We start from the raw sequence: 21,166 nt of genomic DNA, 5'->3' as shown, positions 1-21,166 counted from the left end.
AGCGTAATATCAGCCATAAGAAAGCGCTGCTCAAATCAGGCTTTAAGATGGATGAGATCCGGCGTAGTGAGAACAGTCCGCTGAATAAGTTATGTGAGCAGGCTGCCCGTTTTTCTCCCTTTGATGTTTCCGTGCTGATCACCGGTCCCTCCGGTACCGGTAAAGAGTTATTTGCCAGGGCACTGCATTACAACAGCCTGAGAGCGGATAAGCCCTTTGTGGTTGAGAACTGTGGCGCGATGCCTGATGAACTGCTGGCTTCTGAGTTGTTTGGTCATAAGAAGGGCTCTTTCACCGGGGCGATCTCTGATCATATGGGGATGTTTGAACAGGCGGATGGTGGCACTATTTTTCTCGATGAGATCGGTGAGATCACTCCGGCTTTTCAGGTAAAACTATTGCGGGTGCTGCAGGAGCGTGAGGTCCGGCCGCTGGGTGATTTTCAGCGCCGCAAGGTCGATGTCAGGGTGATTGCCTCTACCAACCGGGATCTGGAAGAGGAGGTGCGTGCCGGACGCTTTCGTCAGGATCTCTATTTCCGGCTCGCCGAGGTCACTCTGACACTGCCAGAGTTAGCGCAACGAAAAGTGGATATTCCAATGCTGGCGCAGGGGTTTCTGGATAAAGCGATGGCAGAGTTCGATAAGCCGGTAAAAGGGTTTACCGGTGAAGCCCTGGCCTGCATGCAATCGTACTGCTGGCCGGGTAATGTCCGGGAGTTACAGAATGAAGTTCGGCGCATGCTGGTACTGTCCGATGGCGATTATCTGGGTGCCGATCTGCTGTCCCCCCGGGTGTTGAGGGCTGCACCGCAGGAGGAGGGGGGCGAACTGGAACTGCTGGCGGGTCTGGATGGCAGCCTGAAGGATCGTATCGAAACGCTGGAAAAACGTATTCTCAGAGAAACCCTGATCCGTAACCGCTGGAATAAAAGCCAGGCGTCCAGAGAGTTAGGACTTTCCCGGGTGGGCTTAAGAGCCAAGCTTGAGCGCTATCAGCTGGAGCGAACTACAACGATCCAGAGTTCCGATAAGCATTAAGCAGAAAAGCCCTCAATTGAGGGCTTTTTTCTGGCAGAATTTAAGCAGAGGAGGGTTCGGCGCTGAGATTTAAATCCACTTTCTTCGGTTTTATCCAATGCAGTTTTTTCTCAATTGCATCAATCATCGCACCCGCGACATCTATATTGGTGGCGCTTTCGATACCCTCGAGTCCGGGAGATGAGTTAACTTCCAGTAACAGCGGGCCTTTCTTTGAGCGGATGATATCGACACCGGCCACTCGCAACCCCAGTGTTTTGGCCGCGAGTAGTGCCAGTTTCTTCTCTTCAGGAGTTATCTTGACCAGTCGGGCGGTACCGCCCTGATGAATATTAGCGCGGAACTCTCCGGGCGCTGCGACCCGCTCTATTGAAGCGACAATTTTGCCGTCGATAACGAAACAGCGCAGGTCTTTACCATTCGCTTCTTTGATAAACTCCTGAACCAGCAGATTGGCTCGCAGAGACTTAATGGCGTTGATCACGGATTCAGCGGCTTTACGGGTTTCCGCGAGGACAACCCCGCGGCCCTGGGTTCCCTCTAACAGTTTTACAATCAGGGGCGCTCCCCCCACCATTTCGATCAGATCTGTTGTATCCATCGGTGAGTTAGCAAAGCCTGTTGTTGGAATATCCAGGCCGCTTTTCTGGAGTAGTTGCAGTGAAAATAGTTTATCCCGTGACTGAGTGATAGCAACTGAGCCATTCAGTGTTGCCACTCCCAGACTTTCGAAGTGACGTGTCAATGCACACCCATAGAATGTCATGCTTGGTCGGATGCGCGGAATAATCGCATCCAGATCATTTAGTACGGTGCCACCACGATAGTGCACCTCTGGTTGTTCCCGGTCCATTTTCATGTAGCACTGTTTGATGTTCAGGAACATCATCTCATGACCGCGGGCTTCACCGGCTTCTATAATCCGCTGATTACTGTAGAGATCAGGATTGCTGGCTAGCAAGCCTATTTTCAGACCGCTGGGTTTGGTTTCAGTGACCGCATAAATTCTTTTAGCTTCCTCAATGCTGAGATTGCCCAGGCAGAAACTGGATGAAGGGTTGACCAGAATACCCTCCATCGCTTCCCGGCCGAGCAGCATGCGATAACCCATGGTGTCTCGGTTAGCCAGGGTTAATTCAACATCCCATATATCGCCGCCCAATTGGAGGGGGACGCGGATAACATAACGTTTTTCAGAATCGCCGCTTGAACTTTTTACCGTTCGACGGTCAACAACTTTTGCTTCGCATCTGACCGTCACCTTAAGGTTTTTCTGTAACGGATGCATATCAAATGAGACCCATGGGATGCCGTCCCGTTTAAAGGGCTGGATATTGACCGCATGTATCGAGGAGGTTTTTGCCCCGGAATCGACACGGGCTTTTATCGCTGGAATGCTCAGACTGGGGAAAGAGCACCACTCTTCGCTGCCAACAACAATCATTTCATGAAGGTTCATCTGTTAAGCCTGAACTGGATAAATGGACTCGCAAATGTACTACTTTTGTGTGACAGGTAAAAGGCGGATAAAACAGAAAAAAGATAAAAAAAAACCCTGCATCAGCAGGGCTTTAAAGGGAACTAAGTGATATTTACTTAGTTAATTTAGAAACTTCAGCCATCGCTTCTTCACCAGCAGATTTAGCCAGTTCAGTGAACGCTTCACCCTGTGCTTTCAGCAGTTCGAACAGGGTAGTGTTAGCTTCAACATTGAATTTAACAACGTCTTCTGGAGTTTTCAGTTCTTTCGCTTTTTCAGCTTCAGTTTTGAAGAAAGCGGCCAGGTCTTCACCGGCTTTTTTCTGCAGCTCAACAGACTTAGTGATAGTCGCAGCTTGCATTTCCATCAGGGTTTTTACAGATTCGAAAGACTTAGTAAAATCGATAGTGTTAGTCATGGTAGTTCTCCAGTAATTTATATGCTGCAGTGCACAATAAAGTCTATTGTAGGGATCTGTATGGCGAAGTCAAATCTTTTTTTGTGCACTGCACAAAAAAAGATTTATAAACTCAGCGTACGGTTGATGCGGCGGTACAGGCATAAAAAAACCCGGTAGTTTTCACTACCGGGCTTCTCAGAAAAGGTCAGGATTAGCTAGCCATTTTCTTAATTTCAGCCATGGTTTCTTCACCAGACTCTTTAGCCAGAGCGGTAAACGCTTCACCCTGAGCTTTCAGCAGTTCGTACAGCGCTTTGTTTGATTCAACGTTGAAGGTTACAAACTCTTCAGGGGTTTTCAGTTCTTTAGCTTTTTCAGCTTCAGCTTTGAAGAAAGCCGCCAGTTCTTCAGCAGATTTCTTCTGCAGTTCTACAGTTTTAGTGATCGCTGCAGTTTGCAGACCCATCAGCGCCTGAGCAGATTCGAAAGGCTTTTTAAAATCAAAAGTAGTGTTGATCATAGTAGTCTCCATAAGGTTATGATGCGGTGCACAATAAAGGTTATTCTAGTTAAAAATATGGCATCGTCAAGCGTTTTGTGCGGCGCACAAAAAAATTAATCAAGTGCAGATTAGCAAGCAAAGATGACCGTTGGGTGACAGGAGAAAAACAGTAGAGTTAACCTGGTAAGTCGGTTATCACCGGTTCTCTGAAGAGAGCGCTCCGGTGAGCGTTGTCAGGATAGCCTGTAAGGTGTGCAGCTTAGTCGCCCAGATTGAGGGCCTGTTTCAACTGCTCAATCACTTTGGTTGAAAGGCGGTTAATCCGTATCGAGTTTGTTTGTGGATCAAACTCAATCTCACTATTACTGTTTAGCGGGCCAAGTGAGCGGCGGGAAAAATCCAGTTGCCAGTTATCCATTTTAGCTTTTACCTGAGTGTAAGCGTTAATCGTGCTGGTATGTGGCTGGAACTCCTGGCTGACCTGAAAGTCTTCAGAGTTGGCAAATTTGCTGAAGGTTCCGCTTGCCTGTTGTGCTTGTTCAGGTGGGATATGGCTATCAAAAATCTTTTCTACATCGGGCAGGTAGGCTGATTGCTTATCGTCTCTTTGACGGGAGAGATAACTGACGACGTCCTCAACAATCTCATCCTGTTTTTCCTGCAGCTGATAGTGGCGGCAAAACTCTTCACTTGCTTTGATCAGATCGGATGTTGATTTCTTTGAGGGGACGACATCGGTACAGCCCAGAGCATTAGAAAAATAGTGGGTAATATCGCCCTTACGGCGGGTGCCGATAAAACTCAGATAGCTGTCGCTGCCCTCTTTATAGGTGGTGATATTGATCTTGGCGGCCTGATGCAGTTTTTCCAGATCTACCTCGATCACTTTAGTAGGATTGAGTTCCTGATCAAAGGCTACCCCGGTTTTGTCACCCACCAGACCAATCAGCAGATAATCGAATACATCAGATGAGTAATAGATAAAGATGACATAGCCACCGGTCGCCGCGCGGGCTGAAGGTTGTTGCAGTGACGCAGCCAGTTGCGCCAGCGCCTGATCGCAGAGGGTCAGAAAACTCTGATCATCCGGGGTGTTATCAATAAATTTTTTAAACCCGGAGATAAATGGATAGCCTTCACTGTTTTCATCATTAAAAGAACCGTGGGTGAGTGCCGCCCGCCGCCCATAGGCAGCCACCAGTGCGTTAAACAGCTGCTGTGCCATCGGATCTGCGACATTAATGGCTCCCCCTTTGTCACTGATTGTGGCAACGCTGTCGTCAGCTTCTTTAATCAGTTCACGGATAGCTAAAAATTTAAGATCCATTGAGGCAGTTTCCGGTTCTTGTCGTTCGGTGGTTAGTTAAAGCTTCGTTTGGCGGTTAATACAGCGGTGGGCTAGTGTAGCGCATTGACCCGTATGGTCAAATATCTGGAGCAGTTTCCTGTTCCAGCCAGGTCAGAATGGTTAACGCTTTCTGCCGGTCTTCACCACAGTGCTCCTCAGCAGGCTTGAATGCCTGGCACACATGGGGATAGTCAGCACTGTTCCAGATGGTGCAGTTGAACGACTCGTCCAGATTGACACAGGGTACGCCTGCTGGTTTCCCGTCAGGCATATTGGGAATGGCTGAGCTTATGTGTGGTGCGATACAGCACGCTCCGCACCCGGGTCGGCATTTCATATAGCGATATTATCTAATCAGTAAACCGCTATAATAGCGCATCTGAGCAAACAAATATCCACATAAGGCTAAATCCTATGGCGCTTAAGCCAACCATTTTTAAAGCTGAACTGCAGTTGAGTGATACCGATCGCCACTGTTATGAAACCTGTCATTTGACACTGGCGCAGCATCCTTCTGAAACGCTTCAGCGAATGATGGTAAGGCTTCTGGTTTACGGGATCAATTATCATCAGGATCTGAGTTTTACCCGGGGGTTGTCCAGCACCGATGAGCCAGAACTCTGGCAGGTCGGACCGGACGGGCAGGTTGAACACTGGATAGAGCTGGGGCAGGTGTCTCCTGAGCGGTTACGTAAAGCGGTGAGCCGCGCCCCTAAAATTTCGCTTTACGCTTATGGCCGGGAAGTTGATATCTGGTGGGATAAGCAGGGTAAAGCGATTGCTGAACTGCCAAAGGTGAGTGCATGGCGCTTTCACGATAGCGATGTTACCCAGCTGGATAAATTTGTCAGTCGCACGATGCAACTGTCACTGAGCATCAGTGATGGTGAGTTGTTTCTTAGCGATAACACCAATCACCTTAGTTTAAGGGTCAGCGCTTTGGTGTGAGGATCCGGGCCCAACTTGCAAGGGTAAGGCTCTGCTGGAAAGAACCTAGCGTCGGTAATAGAAGGGCCCGGATAAGGATCAGTGTATACTGTTTTACTAAGGGTGCAATTTATCCAGATCAAAGAGTTTTGGCGAAATACTCAAATTGGGGAATGGTTTTAAACGCTTAGTCCTTACTAAGATAATGGTTATTGTGTTGGTGGTTTTGTCGGCTGCGGTGCCATATTCGCTGTTATATACCCAGCTGTTGCGATCCATTAGCCGGTTCGGTTAGTCGATGTAGTAAGGGCGTTTTGATCGTCAGTTTTAGCCATCATTTCGATCATTTGCATTTCCTGTGCGGTAAACCCGGCTTTTAACCTGACTTCATGATTAAAGGGGCCTTTCAGCGGGCCCTTCATGTACTTCCACAGTAGCTCAATAAAGGTTTGGTTCGGGTCGAGTTGACGCTGGTGGCACTGGTAGCGGTACCAGCGGGTACCGGAGCTGACATGTCCTACCTCCTCATTGGCGATCATGGTGAGGATGTCTACCATCTGTTTGTCACCCAGCTGATTAAATCGCTGAATCGTTTTGGGCACCACATCCAGAGCGCGTGCTTCAAATACCCGGTGCACAATTCCCATTCTTTCCAGCATGTCGTCTGCGGTGTCGACTGCCATACTCCAGAGTTCGCCATGGGCTTTAAAACTACCATAATCATAACCCATCTCCCGGAGTCGGCCTCGCAGAGCGATAAAGTGGTTTGCTTCCTCTCCGGCGCACTGCATCCAGTCGGCATAAAACTCTTTTGGCATCCCACGGTAACGGTAGACTGAATCCAGCGCCAGATTAACGGCGGTCAGCTCAATATGGGCGAGAGCGTGAATCAGCGCAGCCCGGCCTTCCTCTTTTCCCATTTTTCGCTGGTTGACCTCAGAGGGCGCAACGATCTCTGGTTTCTCCGGTTGGCCTGGCTGATTCAGAAGCTCGGGGGCATCACCGTCCAACCACTCCAGTTGTCCCGCATTCCAGCGGCTGACAGTCTGTCGGGTCAGTTCGATCTTCTGATCGGGGTCTGCTGTGAGGAAAGCGTGTTTAGTGTGCGCGTAGAGGTTTTGCACTGAAAGTCCTGTCGGCTGATAAAACAGCTGCAATTGTACCTTCTGCGCGCACGACAGTGGAGTTAATGCCGATATTTTTATGATCTGATGCGTCTGTCATTGATCTTTTCAGGGGTTATTAATCGTGATGGGAACGCTGATGATAGGTTCGTTCGTAATGCCGTTCATGCCACCGCTCATGTCGCCGTTCATCTCCACGATAGTCCCGGGTAATACGATATGCGTCTCTGGAGAGCTGATGTCGGTAGTTTGGCCTGATGTAATAGTTATGAATATAGGCGTTAGCGTAAGCTCTCGATTGATATCCCCGCGAATGGTGTTGGTCCCGCTGGTGGTTGTTCTCTCTGTAGTAATGATCCCGTCGCTGGTGGTTTGTTCTGTAATCGTCATCATAGCGATTAAGGAGGTAACTGCCGACGTGATGATCACTGATATAGAGTCGCAGATTGCCTGTGTCGATTGCAATTCCTCCATGAATGCGGGTGTTGCTATCTGCGTAGCCGGGCTCTGCCAGAAGCAATACGGGGAGCGTAAGCAGCGGCAAGCAGAGTATTTTGCTCAAATATCTTTTTAAGTTGCTCATGATTTCACCTCACTGTTATAGCTAAATCTTAGTGGGTGAAAACGAAACCTAAGCTGAATGTCCTGTGCTGTTAGTGGATGATTTTTCAACTTCAAATACAGTTGAATTCAGCGCTGATTCAGGGGGCTTTTCCCAGATACTCAGGCGGGTATCTGGGAACAGGATTGAAAGAAGGAGTTACTGCAGCGGGTTATCTGAACCCTTGTTTATATCTCTGGCACAAAACGGCAAGGCCAGCTGCTGCGAATCGTGCCGAAAATGAGGCGCCGCAGTCTGTACCAGTAGGTGCCGAAGAGAACGATAAATACACCAAAGCCGATAAAGATCATCAGTGGCAGATTATTGCCATCGAGCACGTTACTGCTGACAACTTTAAAGATGGCGTAGATCGCATAGGAAAGACTTGATACCAGCATCGCCCGCCGATCAACAAACAGTGCGGTGAGTAAGAACAGGATGAAAAACAGTAACAGAGCTATTTCCCGGTTAGTGCCTGACTCCAGCACCCCCGCATCGCTGAACAGCAGGGTGGTCATCATTCCGTGGACAATCAGTGGTGCTGCCAGCAGGTGCAGCCAGAAGCCACAATCACTGGAGCGCAGTTGGCGCTTTCGATCCCTGGCGTCAAAGCTCATAGCCACCAGGAACACTGCGAGTCCCAAAGCGCTGAACAGCAGTTGGTGTTTTAAAATATCAACACCGATACTGCTAACCACTGCGGCCACCAGACCTGCTGCCACAGGGAGCAGACTGAAAGGCATTCGATAGCGCAGGTAAAACAGTAATGAGCAGCCACTGAGGGTCAGAAACTGCAGGGCGGCGGTATCAAACTGCGAGATTCCCAGTGCTTTGCTTAAAAAGTAGAGTGTCGAGATCAGGATGGCGATTCCAGGCAGTGCCAGCCTGCGAATGCGCACCAGCCACTCAGCTGCGCCGAGGAACAGGGCTGCAGGTATTAACCACTCAAACAGCGTCAGATTCAAGGCCGCGACTGAAAATGTCACGAACAATACGCCCAGCGTGATAAAAATATCACCGAAGTTGCGGATAAAGCGCAGTTGCTCTTCACCTGCAGGCTGATCGTTGTCTTCTGCTGAGCTGAAGATAATCAGTTCCTGCAGTTGCTGATGGGAGATGATGCCGCGCTGTGCTGCTCTCTCCAGAGTCTCTCTGTCCACTGTGCCTCCAAACCGCTAAAAACACGTAGCTTAATCCTATTTCTTCACCGGGTTAAGAGGGGGAGTCGGCGAGAGTCAGTATTAGCGGCGGCGAATGCCGATTCTGCGGCCGATATTTTCGGGGGTGGGGAGGTCGGATTGTTGCCTTGCCATGGCGTTAATCTGGTTTGTAACCGAGGCCGGAAACTCGCAACTGCTACGGCTGTTGAGATCAACACACATGGCCATCTGCTCCAGTGTTGACGCCAGATACTGACTGCCATCATCGGCTAGAGCAAACATCTCGAAGTAAAGGTGCAGACGCTTGCTGTCGTGATCGACAAGCTGACAGGTGATCTCAACCGGCTGATCCAGAACTACTTCGTTGTTATAGGTAATGTGATTTTCCAGAACCATCCAGGAGATGCCGGTTTTTTCAGTTTCCGCTTCGCTCAGGCCAAGCTGACTGACCAGCTCAACGCCGGCGAGATCGAAAATCAGCACATAGTAGGCAACATTCATGTGATTGTTATAATCAAGCCATTCGGGTTTGATTCGGGTGCGGTAGATCACCGGTGCTTTAATCGTCATCGGTCTAATCCCTATGTTCTCTGTTCAGTGTCAGCGGCTTGTTCTAGCGCCTCTTTGAGGGCTTTCTGTTCAGCATTCCAGGTGTTCAGGTCTTCGTAGTAGGTATCCCAGACGCAGGGCGAACACCCGCTTTCACAGCATTCGTAATCGCCTGGTGGGACCGGTTTTTCCCTGAGTATTACATTAACGGGCTGTGCAGATTTGTCTGAGTTCATCGTACTTTAAAATTTCTGATCGTTTTTGTTTAATTCCGACCCTTTTACTATGTCTATGACGTGGCGACCAGTCAACATCAGTCGTAGACAACTATTTAACTATATGTCAGCGATGCTTTCTGCGACAATTGTTCTCCCCGAAATTAAGTTGTCTTGCTGATATCTCCATGAAAAAAATTGCTCCAGACCTGTTTTCCTATCCCCGTTACTGGGCCGAATGTTTTGGTGTTGCTCCGTTTTTACCTACAACACGGCAGGAGATGGACCAACTGGGCTGGGATAGCTGTGACATTATTATTGTCACCGGCGATGCCTATGTCGACCACCCAAGTTTTGGTATGGCGGTCATGGGGCGGCTGCTTGAGGCGCAGGGGTTCCGGGTGGGTATTATTGCTCAGCCGGACTGGCGTAGCGCTGATGCGTTTATGACCCTGGGCAAACCTAACCTCTATTTTGGTGTTACCGCAGGCAACATGGACTCGATGATCAACCGCTATACCGCTGATCTGCGTCTGCGGCATGATGACGCCTATACTGCAGGCGGGAAGGGCGGTAGTCGGCCGGACCGGGCGGTTATTGTTTACAGCCAGCGCTGTAAGGAAGCCTGGAACGATGTACCGGTGGTGTTGGGTGGCATTGAGGCGAGTCTGCGCCGTATCGCCCAGTATGATTACTGGAGCAACAAAGTCCGCCGCTCAGTGCTGATTGATGCCACGGCGGATATTCTTTTGTATGGTAATGCGGAACGGGCCATCGTTGAACTGAGTCACGGACTGGCTGCGGGTAAGAGTCTGGATGATCTCTGGAATCTGCGCGGCACAGTGCAGATTCGCCAGCAGCCACCGGCGGGCTTTGTTGAGCTGGATTCAACCCGGATCGACTGGCCGGGTAATATTGATAAGCTGCCCAACCCGTATGACTTTGGTAATGACCAGAGTGGTGCAGATAAACTGATCGATCCGACGACAAAGCGTTGCGGTGCTGATAGTTCAGCTGCTCAGCTGGGGGAGCCGGTCGATGCGGATGTGTCACCGATACGCATTATTCCGATGCCCCTTAAGCGCAAAGAGAAACTGAATCCCGAAACAACCTATATCCGTCTGCCATCGTTCGACAAAGTGGCCAAAGATTCGGCGCTGTATGCACATGCCTCCCGGGTGTTGCATCAGGAATCGAATCCGCATAATGCCCGGGCACTGATTCAGAAACATGGTAACCGGGAGATCTGGGTTAATCCGCCACCGATTCCACTGGAAACACCGGAGATGGATGGTGTATTCGGTTTGCCCTATCAGCGGGTGCCCCATCCATCCTACGGCAAAGAGAAGATTCCGGCCTATGACATGATCCGCTTCTCGATCAATATTATGCGTGGTTGTTTTGGCGGCTGTACCTTCTGCTCGATTACCGAGCATGAGGGACGTATTATTCAGAGTCGCTCCCATGAGTCGATTCTCAATGAGATGGTCGAGATCAGGGATAAGGTGCCCGGTTTTACGGGTTCTATCTCCGATCTGGGCGGGCCGACATCAAACATGTATTTCCTCAACTGTAATGACGACGACATTCAGTCGAATTGCAGAAAGCTGTCCTGTGTTTATCCCACCATCTGCAGCAATCTTGATACAGACCACAGCCGCACAACCGAGTTGTATCGCAAAGCGCGCAAGATGGAAGGGATTCATAATGTCGCTATCGCTTCAGGCCTGCGCTATGACCTGGCAGTGAAAGACCCCGAGTATGTGCGTGAGCTGGTTACCTATCACGTGGGTGGATATCTGAAGATCGCCCCGGAACATAGTGAGCAGAATACCCTGAGCAAGATGATGAAGCCGGGAATGGACACCTACTACGACTTTAAAAAGATGTTTGACCGATTCTCACAGGAAGCGGGAAAAAAGCAGTATCTGATCCCCTATTTTATTGCTGCTCATCCCGGCTGTGATGATGAAGATATGCTGAGTCTGTCACTCTGGCTAAAACAAAATGAAGTCAAAGTGGATCAGGTGCAAAATTTCTATCCCTCACCGATGTCTCTGGCAACCGCGATGTATCATTCTGAGAAAAACCCGCTGAAGCAGGTGACCTATAAGAGTGAAACGCTTTATATCCCGAAAGATAAGGAGCAACGTAAAGCGCATAAAACCCTGCTACGTTACCATGACCCGGAAAACTGGCCTGCGCTGCGGGTTAAACTGAAAGCGATGGGGCGTGAAGATCTGATTGGAACTCGCCCCGGACAGTTAGTAACGCCGGAGGAGGCCTCAGAAGGGCGTGAGAAGCCGCGTCAGGATCTCAGGCGCACGGGCAATGGCACGAGGGCGGTCAGGTCGAATGGCAGCCTACGGGTTGCGACGAAGGCTGGGGGGCAAAGTAAAAAAGCCGCTGCTTCCCGTCCCGCTAAAAAGCGTAAAGGGGCGGGCAAAAGCAGCGTTAAAAAACAGCAGCACTGAGTGTTGCTGAGGGGCCGGGCTGAACTCGCTTAATTCAGCGTGTCTAATCAACAATGCGTTCCTACGCCGTATTTTCAGAAGAACTCATACGACTCGGTGATACGGCGCTTCAGTGAGCGCTCCTCCATATAATCTTCAATCATTTGGCGTTTGCGGTTTTTGCGTCCGCCTTTTTTTTGCCGCTCAGGCTCAGGGCTTTTAAAAAAGTCGTTGTCCATATCATCCAGGGCTTCAGTTGACAGGTCGTCCAGACGAATTTTGCTACTCATAGATACTTACCAGGCTGCGTTTTTTATGATGGGTAAATAAAACCCTTTCGCGATGACGATCGGGTGACGCAATGATTAAACTTTCATAACAGAAATATTGCTGCGCACTGAGTTGTACTGATTATTGCTGCTGGGTAATAAGGCGGGGTAAAACCTTCGGGGGCGTGTGTTGATAAAGGTGTCGATCTGGTTGCAAAAAAGGGCCGCAGTGGCAGCCCTTTAACGTAACTGTTGGTCTGGCTGAGTCGCTGTAACGTAAAGCTTGCGACTGAGTTTGGGGTGTCATGATTCAGTCATCATAGAACTCACGGAGTTCTCGTTCCAGTCTGCGTTGCTCCATTAGTAGCTCAATGCGGCGTCTTTTCTCCGCATCACAGCAGTACCTTTTCTCTTTTGCATCGATCTCAATCTCGTCATCCTCCCAGTCATCGGCAAGGTCGAGAAGTTCACTGTCTTTCTTTTCTTTTTCTGTCATGGCTCCGCACTTCACATGCAAGTTGGCTGTACGATAGCTTTCAGAAAGTTTCTTATAGAAGGCTCTTTAGAAGGTTCTTACAAGTACTTACAAAAGCTCTTATCAAAACTAGCCAATACTGATGAATTACATGATCAAACCCGCTTGCCCTGCAGGTTCGCGTCTATCCAGATTATGGGACAAGATTCGCATGGGTAAAATGAATTTTTATACATTGAATGCACTTTCTGATGAAAAATATTAAAGAATAAAAAATGGAGAAAAATACAGAAAGTGCTATGCGCAGGTTTGTTGCAGCGGCATTGATAACCTCTTCCATGGCAGGGCAGAGGTGAGGGTTGGAAGATTATTTTAAGGCATAGAAAACGCCCCAGTAGGGGCGTTTTCTCAGGTGATTAAGCCGAAGTGTTTAGTTTACCGTTTTTTGCAGTGCTGCAATCCGGTCATCCAGTGGCGGGTGAGTCGCCAGCAGCGCCATGAAGCCCTGTTTCATATGGCTGCTGATACCAAATGCGGTGAGGGTTTCTGGCATCTGATCAGGAACGTTATATTCCGCTTTTAATCGCTGCAGTGCGCCGATCATGGCATGAGGCGATGCCAGATACGCACCGGCTTCATCAGCCTTGAACTCCCGGCGACGACTAAACCAGGCGACGATTGTCGAGGCCAGTATGCCCAACACAATTTCAGCGACGATCGTGGTGATGAAATAGCCGATACCGTGACCCTGTTCATTCTTCAGAATCGCCCGGTCGACGAAGTGACCGATAATGCGGGCAAAGAACATCACAAAGGTGTTTACCACCCCCTGAATCAGGGTGAGGGTGACCATATCGCCGTTGGCAACATGGCCGATCTCGTGGGCCAGTACTGCGCGTATCTCCTCCCGGCGAAAGCGCTGCAGCAGTCCCAGGCTGACGGCAACCAGCGCATCATTTTTATTCCAGCCGGTGGCGAAAGCGTTGGCCTGCTGGGCGGGAAAGATACCAACCTCAGGCATGCCGATACCCGCCTTATCTGCCAGCTCTTTAACGGTATCCAGCAGCCATTGTTCATCAGCACTGCGTGCCTGGGTAATGATTTCGGTTCCGGTACTGTTTTTAGCTAAAAATTTTGATAGAAACAGTGAGACAAAGGAGCCGGCAAAACCAAAGACTGCACAGAAGGCCAGAAGATTTCCCAGATCCAGGTTCACACCGTTTGCCTGCAGCATTGACCCCACACCAAACAGGCTTAGGGTAATGCTGGCCAGCGCAATAACAGCAATGTTGGTTAACAGGAAAAGACCGATTCGCATCATAATTCAGGTAGCTCTTTGTAATGAAGTTGATGGTATAGATATAGGCGATCCGGATAAGTTTCAAGCGGCAGCCCAATCCGGGGTATAAAAAACTGGCTCCCTGACCGGCGGATCACTATAATCGCGCCTTTTTTACGTAAAGATGCACCTGGCGGATCTCTTATGCAGGCTATTTTCGATTCTATCTCTACACAGCTTGGCCTGGCTTCGGGTGAAGTCCGGCGACTGTTTCATGGCCGGGGGCGCTGTTATCCTGGATATGAACAGCTGATTATCGATCTGTTGCCTCCGATTGTCATTATTCGTCTGTTCTGTGAGCATCCTGCGGAGTTGATTGAGCAGCTGAAAGCATTTTTTCTGCAACTGGAGAGTGATGTTCAGCCGGATCAGCTGGTGGTACAGCATCGCTATCGCCGGGAAGACTGTATTGAGGTGCTGTGGAATAACCGTGGGGTTGATCCGGAGCAGTTGTTGCAGGTGAGTGAGTTGGGTCTGAAGTACAGTGTGCGGCCGTTAAAAAACCAGAATAGCGGTTTGTTTCTGGATATGCGGGAAGGGCGTCGCTGGGTTAAACAGAACAGCCAGGGAAAAAGGGTTCTCAACTTGTTCGCTTATACCTGTGGTTTCTCTGTTGCGGCGATGGCTGGCGGTGCCGACAGTGTGGTTAATCTGGATATGAGCCGGGGAGCACTGAATACTGGCCGGGAAAATCACCGCCTGAATCAGCAACCGCTCAATCAGGTAAAATTTCTTGGTCATGATCTGTTTCGTTCCTGGGGTAAGCTGAAACGGGAAGGACCGTATGACCTGGTAATTATTGATCCTCCCAGCTTTCAGCGTGGCAGTTTTGTCGCCAGCAGTGATTATCGCAAGGTTTTACGGCGCCTGCCTGAGTTGACGACTGAGGCCGGTGAGGTGTTGCTCTGTCTTAACTCCCCCGAACTGGGTAGTGACTTTTTACAGCAGCTGGTTAAGGATTGCTGTCCAGAATTTATCTACTCTGAACGTATCGCTAATCCGGATGATTTTCCCGATCAGAACCCGGAGCAAGCGCTTAAGGTTCTGTTATTCAAAAAGGCTGCCTGACAGCCTGAACGCAAAGTTTTTACAGGAATGTTATGAATTTGATCTGCCTGGACCTGGAAGCCAGCGGCCTGGGACCGTACTCCTATCCAATTGAAGTTGCCTGGAAAGGAACAGAGGAGGTATCAGATAGCTTTCTGATTAATCCAGATTCTGTACCGGAGTGGACCTTCTGGGATGAGTATGCTGAAGAGCTGCACAATATCTGTCGCAGCGAGTTACGTGAGCATGGCATCAGTGCATTATCTGCCTGTCTGCGTCTCAATGATGCGTTAGAGGGGCGTGATGTCCTGAGTGATGCCTGGGAGTTTGATCATTTCTGGTTGACGCGTTTGTTTAAGGCAGCGGGGCAGAAAATGGCATTTCGCTTGGTTAGCTTGCGCGAAGTGTTAAGTGCTGAAGAGCTGATTCAGTATCAGTTTGTCTGTAAGGCCCAGTTGCGCCAGCATCGGGCGATGGATGATGTTGATCACATATTGCAGGCGATTCGCAGCGTCAGGTTTTCTGACTAGAGCGCATTAAGGTTAATCTCGCACTGATTATAAAAAGGCAGCTGATACGGCTGCCTTTTGGTTATTTCAGCGTATTATTTCAAAACAGGATATCAGAGCGCTTAACTCATCCGGTTTACAGCAACTCATCAAGCCCGGAGCGTAACTGCATCGCTTCCTCTGACGTTTCGGCTATATCATCTGGAAGTCCTGCAAGTTCGGCGACTGCAGTGGGGAATTGAGTGATAACATCGTCAATGGGCTGGTTGTGCTGAATACAGGTGTTGATATAGCACGCAATATTCACAATCGCACTGAGTGAGTTTGGGGTTTCCGCAGCGAAAGGCTGTTTGTGGTAGCGAACAGCTTCGCCCAGGCTGGTCGGAAACTGCCAGTATTTTAACAGTGCCTGACCCGCTTCCGCCGTCGTAAAATTAAGTCTCTCCATCTCTGCTGCGGAGCGACTACAGCCGGTTTCATCAATCAGTTTGACTATCGCTTCAGCGAGCTTTGGCTTTGATAGGTGTAATAGCAGTTGGCCGATATTATGAATAAGCCCAACCGTGAAGGCAGTATCAGGATCAACATCCTTGCTCTTTGCTGCGAACCATTTTGACAGGGCTGCGACTTCGAAAGACTCTGACCAGAATCGCTTGAGATCGAGTCCCTCCACCTCTTTTACTGATCCGGCAAACCCTGAGGCGACCACCATCGTTTTCAGTTGTGTCATACCCAGTAGAACGATTGCTTCATTGATTGAGGTGATTTTTCGGCTAAGGCCGAAATGGGCTGAGTTGACCAGGCGAAGAACTTTCAGAGACAGCGTCTGATCATGAATTATTTTATCGGCAATGACGCTGTAATCGGCTTTGGGATTGTTGAGTTGCTGAATAAGCTCGCGTACGACGTCGGGAACATTTGGCAGCTGATGTGTTTGTTGTAATAGTTCGCTGACTTCCATCGGTTCTTCCTCATCGGTTGATTGTGGCAGGCCGCCCAGTGAGAAGGAGGCTTGTGGCACTTTCAATTCAGAATCAGCTTAATGCCGAGGTATTGCAACAGAAATGAAACTCAATATGGGGAGCTTTAGAGTCCGGCAGCAGTTGTCAGCTGCCGGATCGCTAAACAGGATATCAGAGGTTTAATACGTGTTTCTCAATGTGCATACGCAGTTCTTCATACTGACCCATCTCTTCAGGTTTGAAGTAAAACTTATAGAAGTTACGCTCAACAATGCTGCCTTTTGAGTCGCCGATCTGCTCTTTGGTGCTGGAGTAACGGTAAGCCATCTGCAGGTGGATAACGCGGGTGTGAGGTGGCACCGTAATTTGATGATTTTCCAGATCGTAGCGCGTTTTAGTCTCTTTAATCGTATAGAAAGAGATCTCCGCTGCATGACCCAGATTGATCAGAAAGTTACTGGTGACCGGCATGATATGGTTCTTTTCCATGCCATTGTGTTCCATGTAGATACCGCAATTTTTCTTGATCTTAATAAACATACTGATTCCGCGAGAGTGAGTTATTGTTTAGGACGGTGCGAACAGTTCTCTTGCGTCTCTGGTTGTTCGGTAACAACCCAGAATCAATTAAACCTATTCTAATCTTCCTTCGCACGGGAAAGTTGTAACGCCGCCAGATTATATGTCTGTTTTATAACAGAAATATGACTAAGTATAGAGCCAGATTCAGAAATAAAAAAAGCGATCATCTGATCGCCTTTCAATTAATTACTCCTGAGAGTAATTTTTCAGGAATACGGCAATGCGGTCAATTGCTTCGCAGAGTTCATCTTCCCGCGGCAGAAACACCAGACGGAAGTGCTGGGTATCCGGGACATTGAATCCGCTACCCTGAACAATCAGTACTTTCTGCTGTTGCAACAGATCCAGAGCCATCTTCTCATCGTTTTTAATCGGATAGATTTCCGGGTCAAGCCGGGCAAACAGATACAGCGCTCCCTGCGGTTTAACACAGGAGACTCCGGGTATCTCATTTATCTTCTGCCAGGCGAGGTTGCACTGATCATACAGTCGCCCACCGGGTATGGTCAGCTCGTCGATACTCTGGTATCCCCCCAGTGCTGTCTGGATTGCATGTTGTGCCGGAACGTTGGCGCACAGGCGCATACTGGCGAGCATATCCAGGCCTTCAACATAATCACGGGCGTGGTGTTTTGGTCCGGACAGAACCATCCAGCCAGAACGGAAACCAGCGGCTCTGTAAGCCTTCGATAATCCATTAAAGGTGATACAGAGAACCTCATCACTGAGTGACGCCAGCGGGATATGCAGTGCATCATCGTAGGTGATTTTATCGTAGATCTCATCGGCAAAAATGATCAGCCCGAACTCTTCAGCCAGTGCAACAATCTGCCGCAGAATCGCTTCAGGATAGACTGCACCGGTGGGGTTGTTCGGGTTGATGACCACGATACCTTTGGTGCGATCAGTAATTTTACTGCGAATATCATCAATATCCGGCGCCCAGCCTTTTTCTTCATCACACAGATAGTGAACCGGATTGCCGCCGGCGAGGCTTGCTGCGGCGGTCCAGAGCGGATAATCGGGGGCAGGAATCAGCAGTTCATCGTTATCGTTCAGCAGGCCCTGAGTTGCCATGACGATCAGCTCGCTGACGCCGTTACCCAGATAGATATCTTCGATAGTAACGTTGCGAATACCTTTTTTCTGGCATTCCTGCATCACCGCTTTACGGGCGGAAAACAGGCCTTTCGAATCACAGTAACCCTGCGCAGAAGGCAGGTTATAAATAACGTCCTGAACAATCTCTTCTGGTGCGTCAAAGCCAAAAGGTGCGGGGTTGCCGATGTTCAGTTTGATAACACGTTGTCCCTCTTCTTCAAGACGTTTAGCTTCCTGAAGGACGGGACCACGGATGTCATAACAGACGTTGATCAGTTTGTTCGATTTTCTGATAACGGACATGGATTAATCCTGTAGTGGTGCCCTGTAATATTCTATTATCGATAAGTGGTAAAATCAGAGAGTGGCTGCAGCTTACCGAAGGCCGGGAATAATACGCTGTTTCACAGATGTTGCACAGTAACCGATTGATCTTTTCGTTTAGTGTTTTGGTATTGGAGTTTTTATGGCTGATGATGATTTTAAAGTGAGAAAAACTGAAGATGAGTGGCGTGAACAGTTAACGCCTGAACAGTATTATGTTTGTCGGCAGAAGGGTACTGAACGTCCCGGAAGTGGGCAGTATGATCAGTTTTTTAAAGCCGGAACCTATCATTGTGTTGCCTGTGGTGAGCCTCTGTTCAGCAGTACAAGTAAGTTCGATGCGGGCTGTGGCTGGCCCAGCTTTGATGCTCCTGTAGTGGTCGAAAATATTACTGAAAACCGTGATACCTCTCATGGCATGATTCGGACTGAAGTGGTCTGCAGTGGGTGTGGCGCGCATCTGGGGCATCTTTTTCCTGACGGGCCAACCGAAACCGGTATGCGTTACTGTATTAATTCGGTGTCAATTGATTTTGATGCGGAGGGCGTTGAGCAGTGAAGTCGTTTAACTGGATCTATGAGCATGTGGTTGCTCATAAAGCGGGGCAGGATGTGGAGGCTTTGTTGCCGTCGGTTAAATCAGCAGAGGAGCTGAAAACGATAGGCGATGACCGGTTGCTGTCAGAGCTTTCTCTGAGAGTATTCCGTGCGGGAATAAAACACTCGGTAGTGGATGCAAAGTGGCCAGCGTTTGAACAGGCGTTTCATAGTTTTGATCCGGATAAAATTATTCTGATGAGTGATGATCAGTTAGAGAGTCTGATGCAAAATGATCAGATTATCCGTCACTGGGGTAAGATTAAATCGGTGCGGGCAAACGCGATGATGGTGACTGAGTTGGCGGCGCAACACGGCAGCTTTGCTAACTTCATTGCTGACTGGCCGGTGACCGATATTATTGGTCTTTGGGCGCTGCTGAAAAAGCAGGGTCAGCAGTTGGGCGGTAAGTCCGGTGCGTACTTTTTACGTCAGCTTGGTAAAGATACATTTATTCTCACCGATGATGTGGTCGCGGCGCTAAAAGCTCAGGACATTATCGCTAAGGCACCTACCGCGCAGCGGGATCTGCAAAAAGTACAAGGCTGTTTTAATCAGTGGCAGCAGGAGTCAGGCCGGCCAATGGCGCATATTAGCCGGCTGCTCTCCTATACGGTGGGTTGGTAGTAACGCCGTTATTGGGCCAGGAAGTTAACCAGCTTGGTATCGTTGAATGCCCGGCTGATGGTTATCAGCAGGACTTCATTGACCATTTTCTGGTTATCTGCGAGCGACGGCGTGGTGGCATACTGATATTCTTTTTCAGTGCTGTAGCTGCCGTTTAAAAATTCACTGTTTTTCTCAGCGGTAACCTTAATAGTGGCATTCAGCTTCACTGATTGCAGTGCGCTTTGAGTGGCGCTGTATTCCAGCTTTGTCAGGTCGATAATTAGCCTGGTATCGGCAGTCTGTACCGGAATAGCTCCCAGTTTCACCACCGCAACTTTGGCACCCTGACGCAACGCTTCTGCTGCAGGCAGTGGCAGATTGACCGCTGCCCGGTCACTGAAGCGGCTGATGCGATAGCCGATGACATCTGAGCTGCGCATATCCCTGGCTTGTACTTCAATCTGAAGATCAGCGGGCAATACTGACTGTGCAGTTACTGTTGGATGTAGTGGTTCAACAGAAACCTGATGTGGTTTGAACGTGCTGCATCCTGACAGCAGGAAAATGCTGCCGATGATTGAAATTATTGCTTTACGCATGGTTTATTGCTCCATATCAGGGATCGGTTTTGGGCTTAGTTTTCCCAAAAAAAGTTCCAGTGAATCAGCTAGCTTCATTAGCGGTTTTTTGCCTGGCTGTTCGAGCCATATCTCTCCGGTCTGGTTGTCGACTGATATAAACTTCTCGCCATCGGGTTCTGTACAAGCAAAAAACAGGGTAGCAGGCTGTTTCTGCTTTTGCTTAGTCAACAAGTGGCCTACCAGGTTCCCGCGAAGGCGTTCACAATCTTTCTCACTCCAGAGAAACAACAGACTCAGATCGCCCCAATGGGAAGTTGCTGGTAGTGGGTCAGACCAGTAGCGGCTGTACCAGGTGCGAATATCCGGGTGTAGAGCATACCCCAGAGCGTGTTCCAGACGGTCTAGCATATCATGGCAGGCATTATCAGTTTGTGACTGTAACACCGGCTGCCATGCCGTCTGTTGACCAGGCTCTGCGGTTGGCTCGTGGCACTCTGAAAGCCATTCAGGGTCGTAGATGGTTAGGGGGAGACGACCGGTCTGACTGAGTTGCAGATCAAGGGCCTGTTGTATAAATGAATCAATTTTTTCATTCAGGGTCTGGGACATCTTGGTTGGGTCCGGTGCAGCAGGGTTAGTCTTTTGTGCCATAAGGCTATTGTGATCCTGAGTTTACCAGAGGATGCAAGGGTTAGCGCAAAACATCGCTACATATGTGTCTGCACTGGTGGAGGGCTGACTCCTCTTCATGATGAAAATATTTTAAGATAAACGTTTGACATGCCAAGCAAAATCCTTACAATTCGGCTCTCGATTTGAGGGCGTGTAGCTCAGTTGGGAGAGCGTCAGACTGAAGATCTGAAGGTCGCGTGTTCGATCCACGCTCACCGCAATTAACTTTTTTTTGCAAATGCATAATAAAATACATTTCTTCTCTTTTCTTTTTTTTTTGCTAAAGGAAACATGCTGCCC

Annotated in this window: 24 protein-coding genes, 1 tRNA gene and 2 pseudogenes; 8 read left to right on the top strand and 19 right to left on the bottom strand. The window is 49.1% G+C overall.

What is annotated here, in order from left to right; all coding sequences use genetic code 11:
* Positions 1 to 1,040, top strand: a 1,040-nt coding sequence (locus tag ACQY8X_RS17175) for a sigma-54 interaction domain-containing protein (protein WP_428036363.1), incomplete at its 5' end; no start/stop codon positions are given.
* A gap of 40 nt (positions 1,041 to 1,080) precedes the next feature.
* On the opposite strand, the gene rimK is transcribed toward ACQY8X_RS17175, so the two are convergent.
* The 6 genes and pseudogenes from rimK to ACQY8X_RS17145 all read right to left on the bottom strand — a co-directional run bounded on the left by rimK (position 1,081) and on the right by ACQY8X_RS17145 (position 5,107).
* A complete protein-coding gene (gene rimK, locus ACQY8X_RS17170; protein ID WP_428036364.1) occupies positions 1,081 to 2,013 on the bottom strand; it encodes a 30S ribosomal protein S6--L-glutamate ligase in 933 nt (310 codons plus the stop codon).
* 81 nt (positions 2,014 to 2,094) lie between these two features.
* Positions 2,095 to 2,484, bottom strand: a pseudogene (locus ACQY8X_RS17165) (ATP-dependent zinc protease family protein); the annotation flags it as partial.
* 148 nt (positions 2,485 to 2,632) lie between these two features.
* The gene (locus tag ACQY8X_RS17160; protein WP_428036362.1) at positions 2,633 to 2,938 is read right to left on the bottom strand and encodes a hypothetical protein; all 306 of its coding nucleotides are present in this window, start codon (positions 2,936 to 2,938) and stop codon (positions 2,633 to 2,635) included.
* A gap of 193 nt (positions 2,939 to 3,131) precedes the next feature.
* The gene (locus ACQY8X_RS17155; protein ID WP_428036361.1) at positions 3,132 to 3,440 is read right to left on the bottom strand and encodes a hypothetical protein; all 309 of its coding nucleotides are present in this window, start codon (positions 3,438 to 3,440) and stop codon (positions 3,132 to 3,134) included.
* A gap of 241 nt (positions 3,441 to 3,681) precedes the next feature.
* The gene (locus ACQY8X_RS17150) at positions 3,682 to 4,749 is read right to left on the bottom strand and encodes a nucleoid-associated protein (protein ID WP_428036360.1); all 1,068 of its coding nucleotides are present in this window, start codon (positions 4,747 to 4,749) and stop codon (positions 3,682 to 3,684) included.
* A 97-nt stretch (positions 4,750 to 4,846) separates the two neighbouring features.
* Positions 4,847 to 5,107, bottom strand: a complete 261-nt coding sequence (locus tag ACQY8X_RS17145) for a YkgJ family cysteine cluster protein (RefSeq protein ID WP_428036359.1) — start codon at positions 5,105 to 5,107, stop codon at positions 4,847 to 4,849.
* 77 nt (positions 5,108 to 5,184) lie between these two features.
* Between ACQY8X_RS17145 and ACQY8X_RS17140 the strand changes: the two genes are divergently transcribed.
* Positions 5,185 to 5,718, top strand: coding sequence for a YaeQ family protein (locus ACQY8X_RS17140; protein ID WP_428036358.1), 534 nt, complete (start codon positions 5,185 to 5,187; stop codon positions 5,716 to 5,718).
* Between the two features lie 389 nt (positions 5,719 to 6,107).
* On the opposite strand, the pseudogene ACQY8X_RS17135 reads toward ACQY8X_RS17140, so the two are convergent.
* From ACQY8X_RS17135 to ACQY8X_RS17115, 5 genes and pseudogenes are all read right to left on the bottom strand, one after another.
* A pseudogene (locus ACQY8X_RS17135) lies at positions 6,108 to 6,821 on the bottom strand (ferritin-like domain-containing protein); the annotation flags it as partial.
* A gap of 118 nt (positions 6,822 to 6,939) precedes the next feature.
* Positions 6,940 to 7,404, bottom strand: a complete 465-nt coding sequence (locus tag ACQY8X_RS17130) for a hypothetical protein (protein ID WP_428036357.1) — start codon at positions 7,402 to 7,404, stop codon at positions 6,940 to 6,942.
* 206 nt (positions 7,405 to 7,610) lie between these two features.
* Positions 7,611 to 8,582, bottom strand: a complete 972-nt coding sequence (locus tag ACQY8X_RS17125) for a hypothetical protein (protein ID WP_428036356.1) — start codon at positions 8,580 to 8,582, stop codon at positions 7,611 to 7,613.
* Positions 8,583 to 8,663: 81 nt separating this feature from the next.
* Positions 8,664 to 9,152, bottom strand: coding sequence for a thioesterase family protein (locus ACQY8X_RS17120; RefSeq protein ID WP_428036355.1), 489 nt, complete (start codon positions 9,150 to 9,152; stop codon positions 8,664 to 8,666).
* Between the two features lie 11 nt (positions 9,153 to 9,163).
* Positions 9,164 to 9,367, bottom strand: coding sequence for an oxidoreductase-like domain-containing protein (locus tag ACQY8X_RS17115; protein WP_428036354.1), 204 nt, complete (start codon positions 9,365 to 9,367; stop codon positions 9,164 to 9,166).
* Positions 9,368 to 9,534: 167 nt separating this feature from the next.
* Between ACQY8X_RS17115 and ACQY8X_RS17110 the strand changes: the two genes are divergently transcribed.
* On the top strand, positions 9,535 to 11,820 hold the full coding sequence (locus tag ACQY8X_RS17110) for a YgiQ family radical SAM protein (RefSeq protein WP_428036353.1): 2,286 nt from the start codon (positions 9,535 to 9,537) through the stop codon (positions 11,818 to 11,820).
* 74 nt (positions 11,821 to 11,894) lie between these two features.
* Here the strand turns inward: ACQY8X_RS17110 and ACQY8X_RS17105 are convergent, their stop codons facing one another.
* From ACQY8X_RS17105 to htpX, 3 genes are all read right to left on the bottom strand, one after another.
* Complete coding sequence (locus ACQY8X_RS17105) at positions 11,895 to 12,089, bottom strand: PA3496 family putative envelope integrity protein (protein WP_428036352.1); 195 nt, start codon at positions 12,087 to 12,089, stop codon at positions 11,895 to 11,897.
* Positions 12,090 to 12,378: 289 nt separating this feature from the next.
* On the bottom strand, positions 12,379 to 12,564 hold the full coding sequence (locus ACQY8X_RS17100) for a PA3496 family putative envelope integrity protein (RefSeq protein ID WP_428036351.1): 186 nt from the start codon (positions 12,562 to 12,564) through the stop codon (positions 12,379 to 12,381).
* Positions 12,565 to 12,973: 409 nt separating this feature from the next.
* Positions 12,974 to 13,864: a protease HtpX gene (htpX, locus tag ACQY8X_RS17095; RefSeq protein WP_428036350.1), complete on the bottom strand. Its 891-nt coding sequence runs from the start codon at positions 13,862 to 13,864 to the stop codon at positions 12,974 to 12,976.
* A gap of 162 nt (positions 13,865 to 14,026) precedes the next feature.
* Between htpX and ACQY8X_RS17090 the strand changes: the two genes are divergently transcribed.
* Both ACQY8X_RS17090 and ACQY8X_RS17085 read left to right on the top strand, forming a co-directional pair.
* The gene (locus tag ACQY8X_RS17090; RefSeq protein WP_428036349.1) at positions 14,027 to 14,950 is read left to right on the top strand and encodes a class I SAM-dependent methyltransferase; all 924 of its coding nucleotides are present in this window, start codon (positions 14,027 to 14,029) and stop codon (positions 14,948 to 14,950) included.
* Between the two features lie 32 nt (positions 14,951 to 14,982).
* Positions 14,983 to 15,459: a hypothetical protein gene (locus tag ACQY8X_RS17085; protein ID WP_428036348.1), complete on the top strand. Its 477-nt coding sequence runs from the start codon at positions 14,983 to 14,985 to the stop codon at positions 15,457 to 15,459.
* Positions 15,460 to 15,574: 115 nt separating this feature from the next.
* Here the strand turns inward: ACQY8X_RS17085 and ACQY8X_RS17080 are convergent, their stop codons facing one another.
* From ACQY8X_RS17080 to ACQY8X_RS17070, 3 genes are all read right to left on the bottom strand, one after another.
* Positions 15,575 to 16,459: an HDOD domain-containing protein gene (locus tag ACQY8X_RS17080; protein ID WP_428036347.1), complete on the bottom strand. Its 885-nt coding sequence runs from the start codon at positions 16,457 to 16,459 to the stop codon at positions 15,575 to 15,577.
* 112 nt (positions 16,460 to 16,571) lie between these two features.
* A complete protein-coding gene (locus tag ACQY8X_RS17075; protein ID WP_428036346.1) occupies positions 16,572 to 16,940 on the bottom strand; it encodes a hypothetical protein in 369 nt (122 codons plus the stop codon).
* Positions 16,941 to 17,168: 228 nt separating this feature from the next.
* A complete protein-coding gene (locus ACQY8X_RS17070; protein ID WP_428036345.1) occupies positions 17,169 to 18,386 on the bottom strand; it encodes a pyridoxal phosphate-dependent aminotransferase in 1,218 nt (405 codons plus the stop codon).
* A 163-nt stretch (positions 18,387 to 18,549) separates the two neighbouring features.
* Between ACQY8X_RS17070 and msrB the strand changes: the two genes are divergently transcribed.
* Positions 18,550 to 18,966, top strand: a complete 417-nt coding sequence (gene msrB, locus ACQY8X_RS17065) for a peptide-methionine (R)-S-oxide reductase MsrB (protein WP_428036344.1) — start codon at positions 18,550 to 18,552, stop codon at positions 18,964 to 18,966.
* Positions 18,963 to 19,631 carry a DNA-3-methyladenine glycosylase I gene (locus ACQY8X_RS17060; RefSeq protein ID WP_428036343.1) on the top strand — a complete coding sequence of 223 codons (669 nt, stop codon included), beginning with the start codon at positions 18,963 to 18,965 and terminating at the stop codon, positions 19,629 to 19,631. Before msrB ends, ACQY8X_RS17060 begins: the two co-directional genes overlap by 4 nt.
* A gap of 8 nt (positions 19,632 to 19,639) precedes the next feature.
* Here ACQY8X_RS17060 and ACQY8X_RS17055 read toward each other — a convergent pair whose 3' ends face one another.
* Positions 19,640 to 20,212, bottom strand: a complete 573-nt coding sequence (locus tag ACQY8X_RS17055) for a YajG family lipoprotein (RefSeq protein WP_428036342.1) — start codon at positions 20,210 to 20,212, stop codon at positions 19,640 to 19,642.
* Positions 20,213 to 20,215: 3 nt separating this feature from the next.
* Entirely contained in the window at positions 20,216 to 20,845 is a 630-nt protein-coding gene (syd, locus tag ACQY8X_RS17050) for a SecY-interacting protein (RefSeq protein WP_428036341.1), read from the bottom strand.
* 170 nt (positions 20,846 to 21,015) lie between these two features.
* Here syd and ACQY8X_RS17045 point away from each other — a divergent pair.
* Positions 21,016 to 21,086 (top strand) — tRNA-Phe (locus ACQY8X_RS17045).
* Positions 21,087 to 21,166: the final 80 nt, after the last annotated feature.

It is taken from the genome of Amphritea sp., assembly GCF_050300915.1.
Lineage (GTDB): Bacteria > Pseudomonadota > Gammaproteobacteria > Pseudomonadales > Balneatricaceae > Amphritea.
The sequence above is the reverse complement of the archived record's forward strand: the minus strand, read 5'-3'. Positions and strand labels throughout refer to the sequence as shown.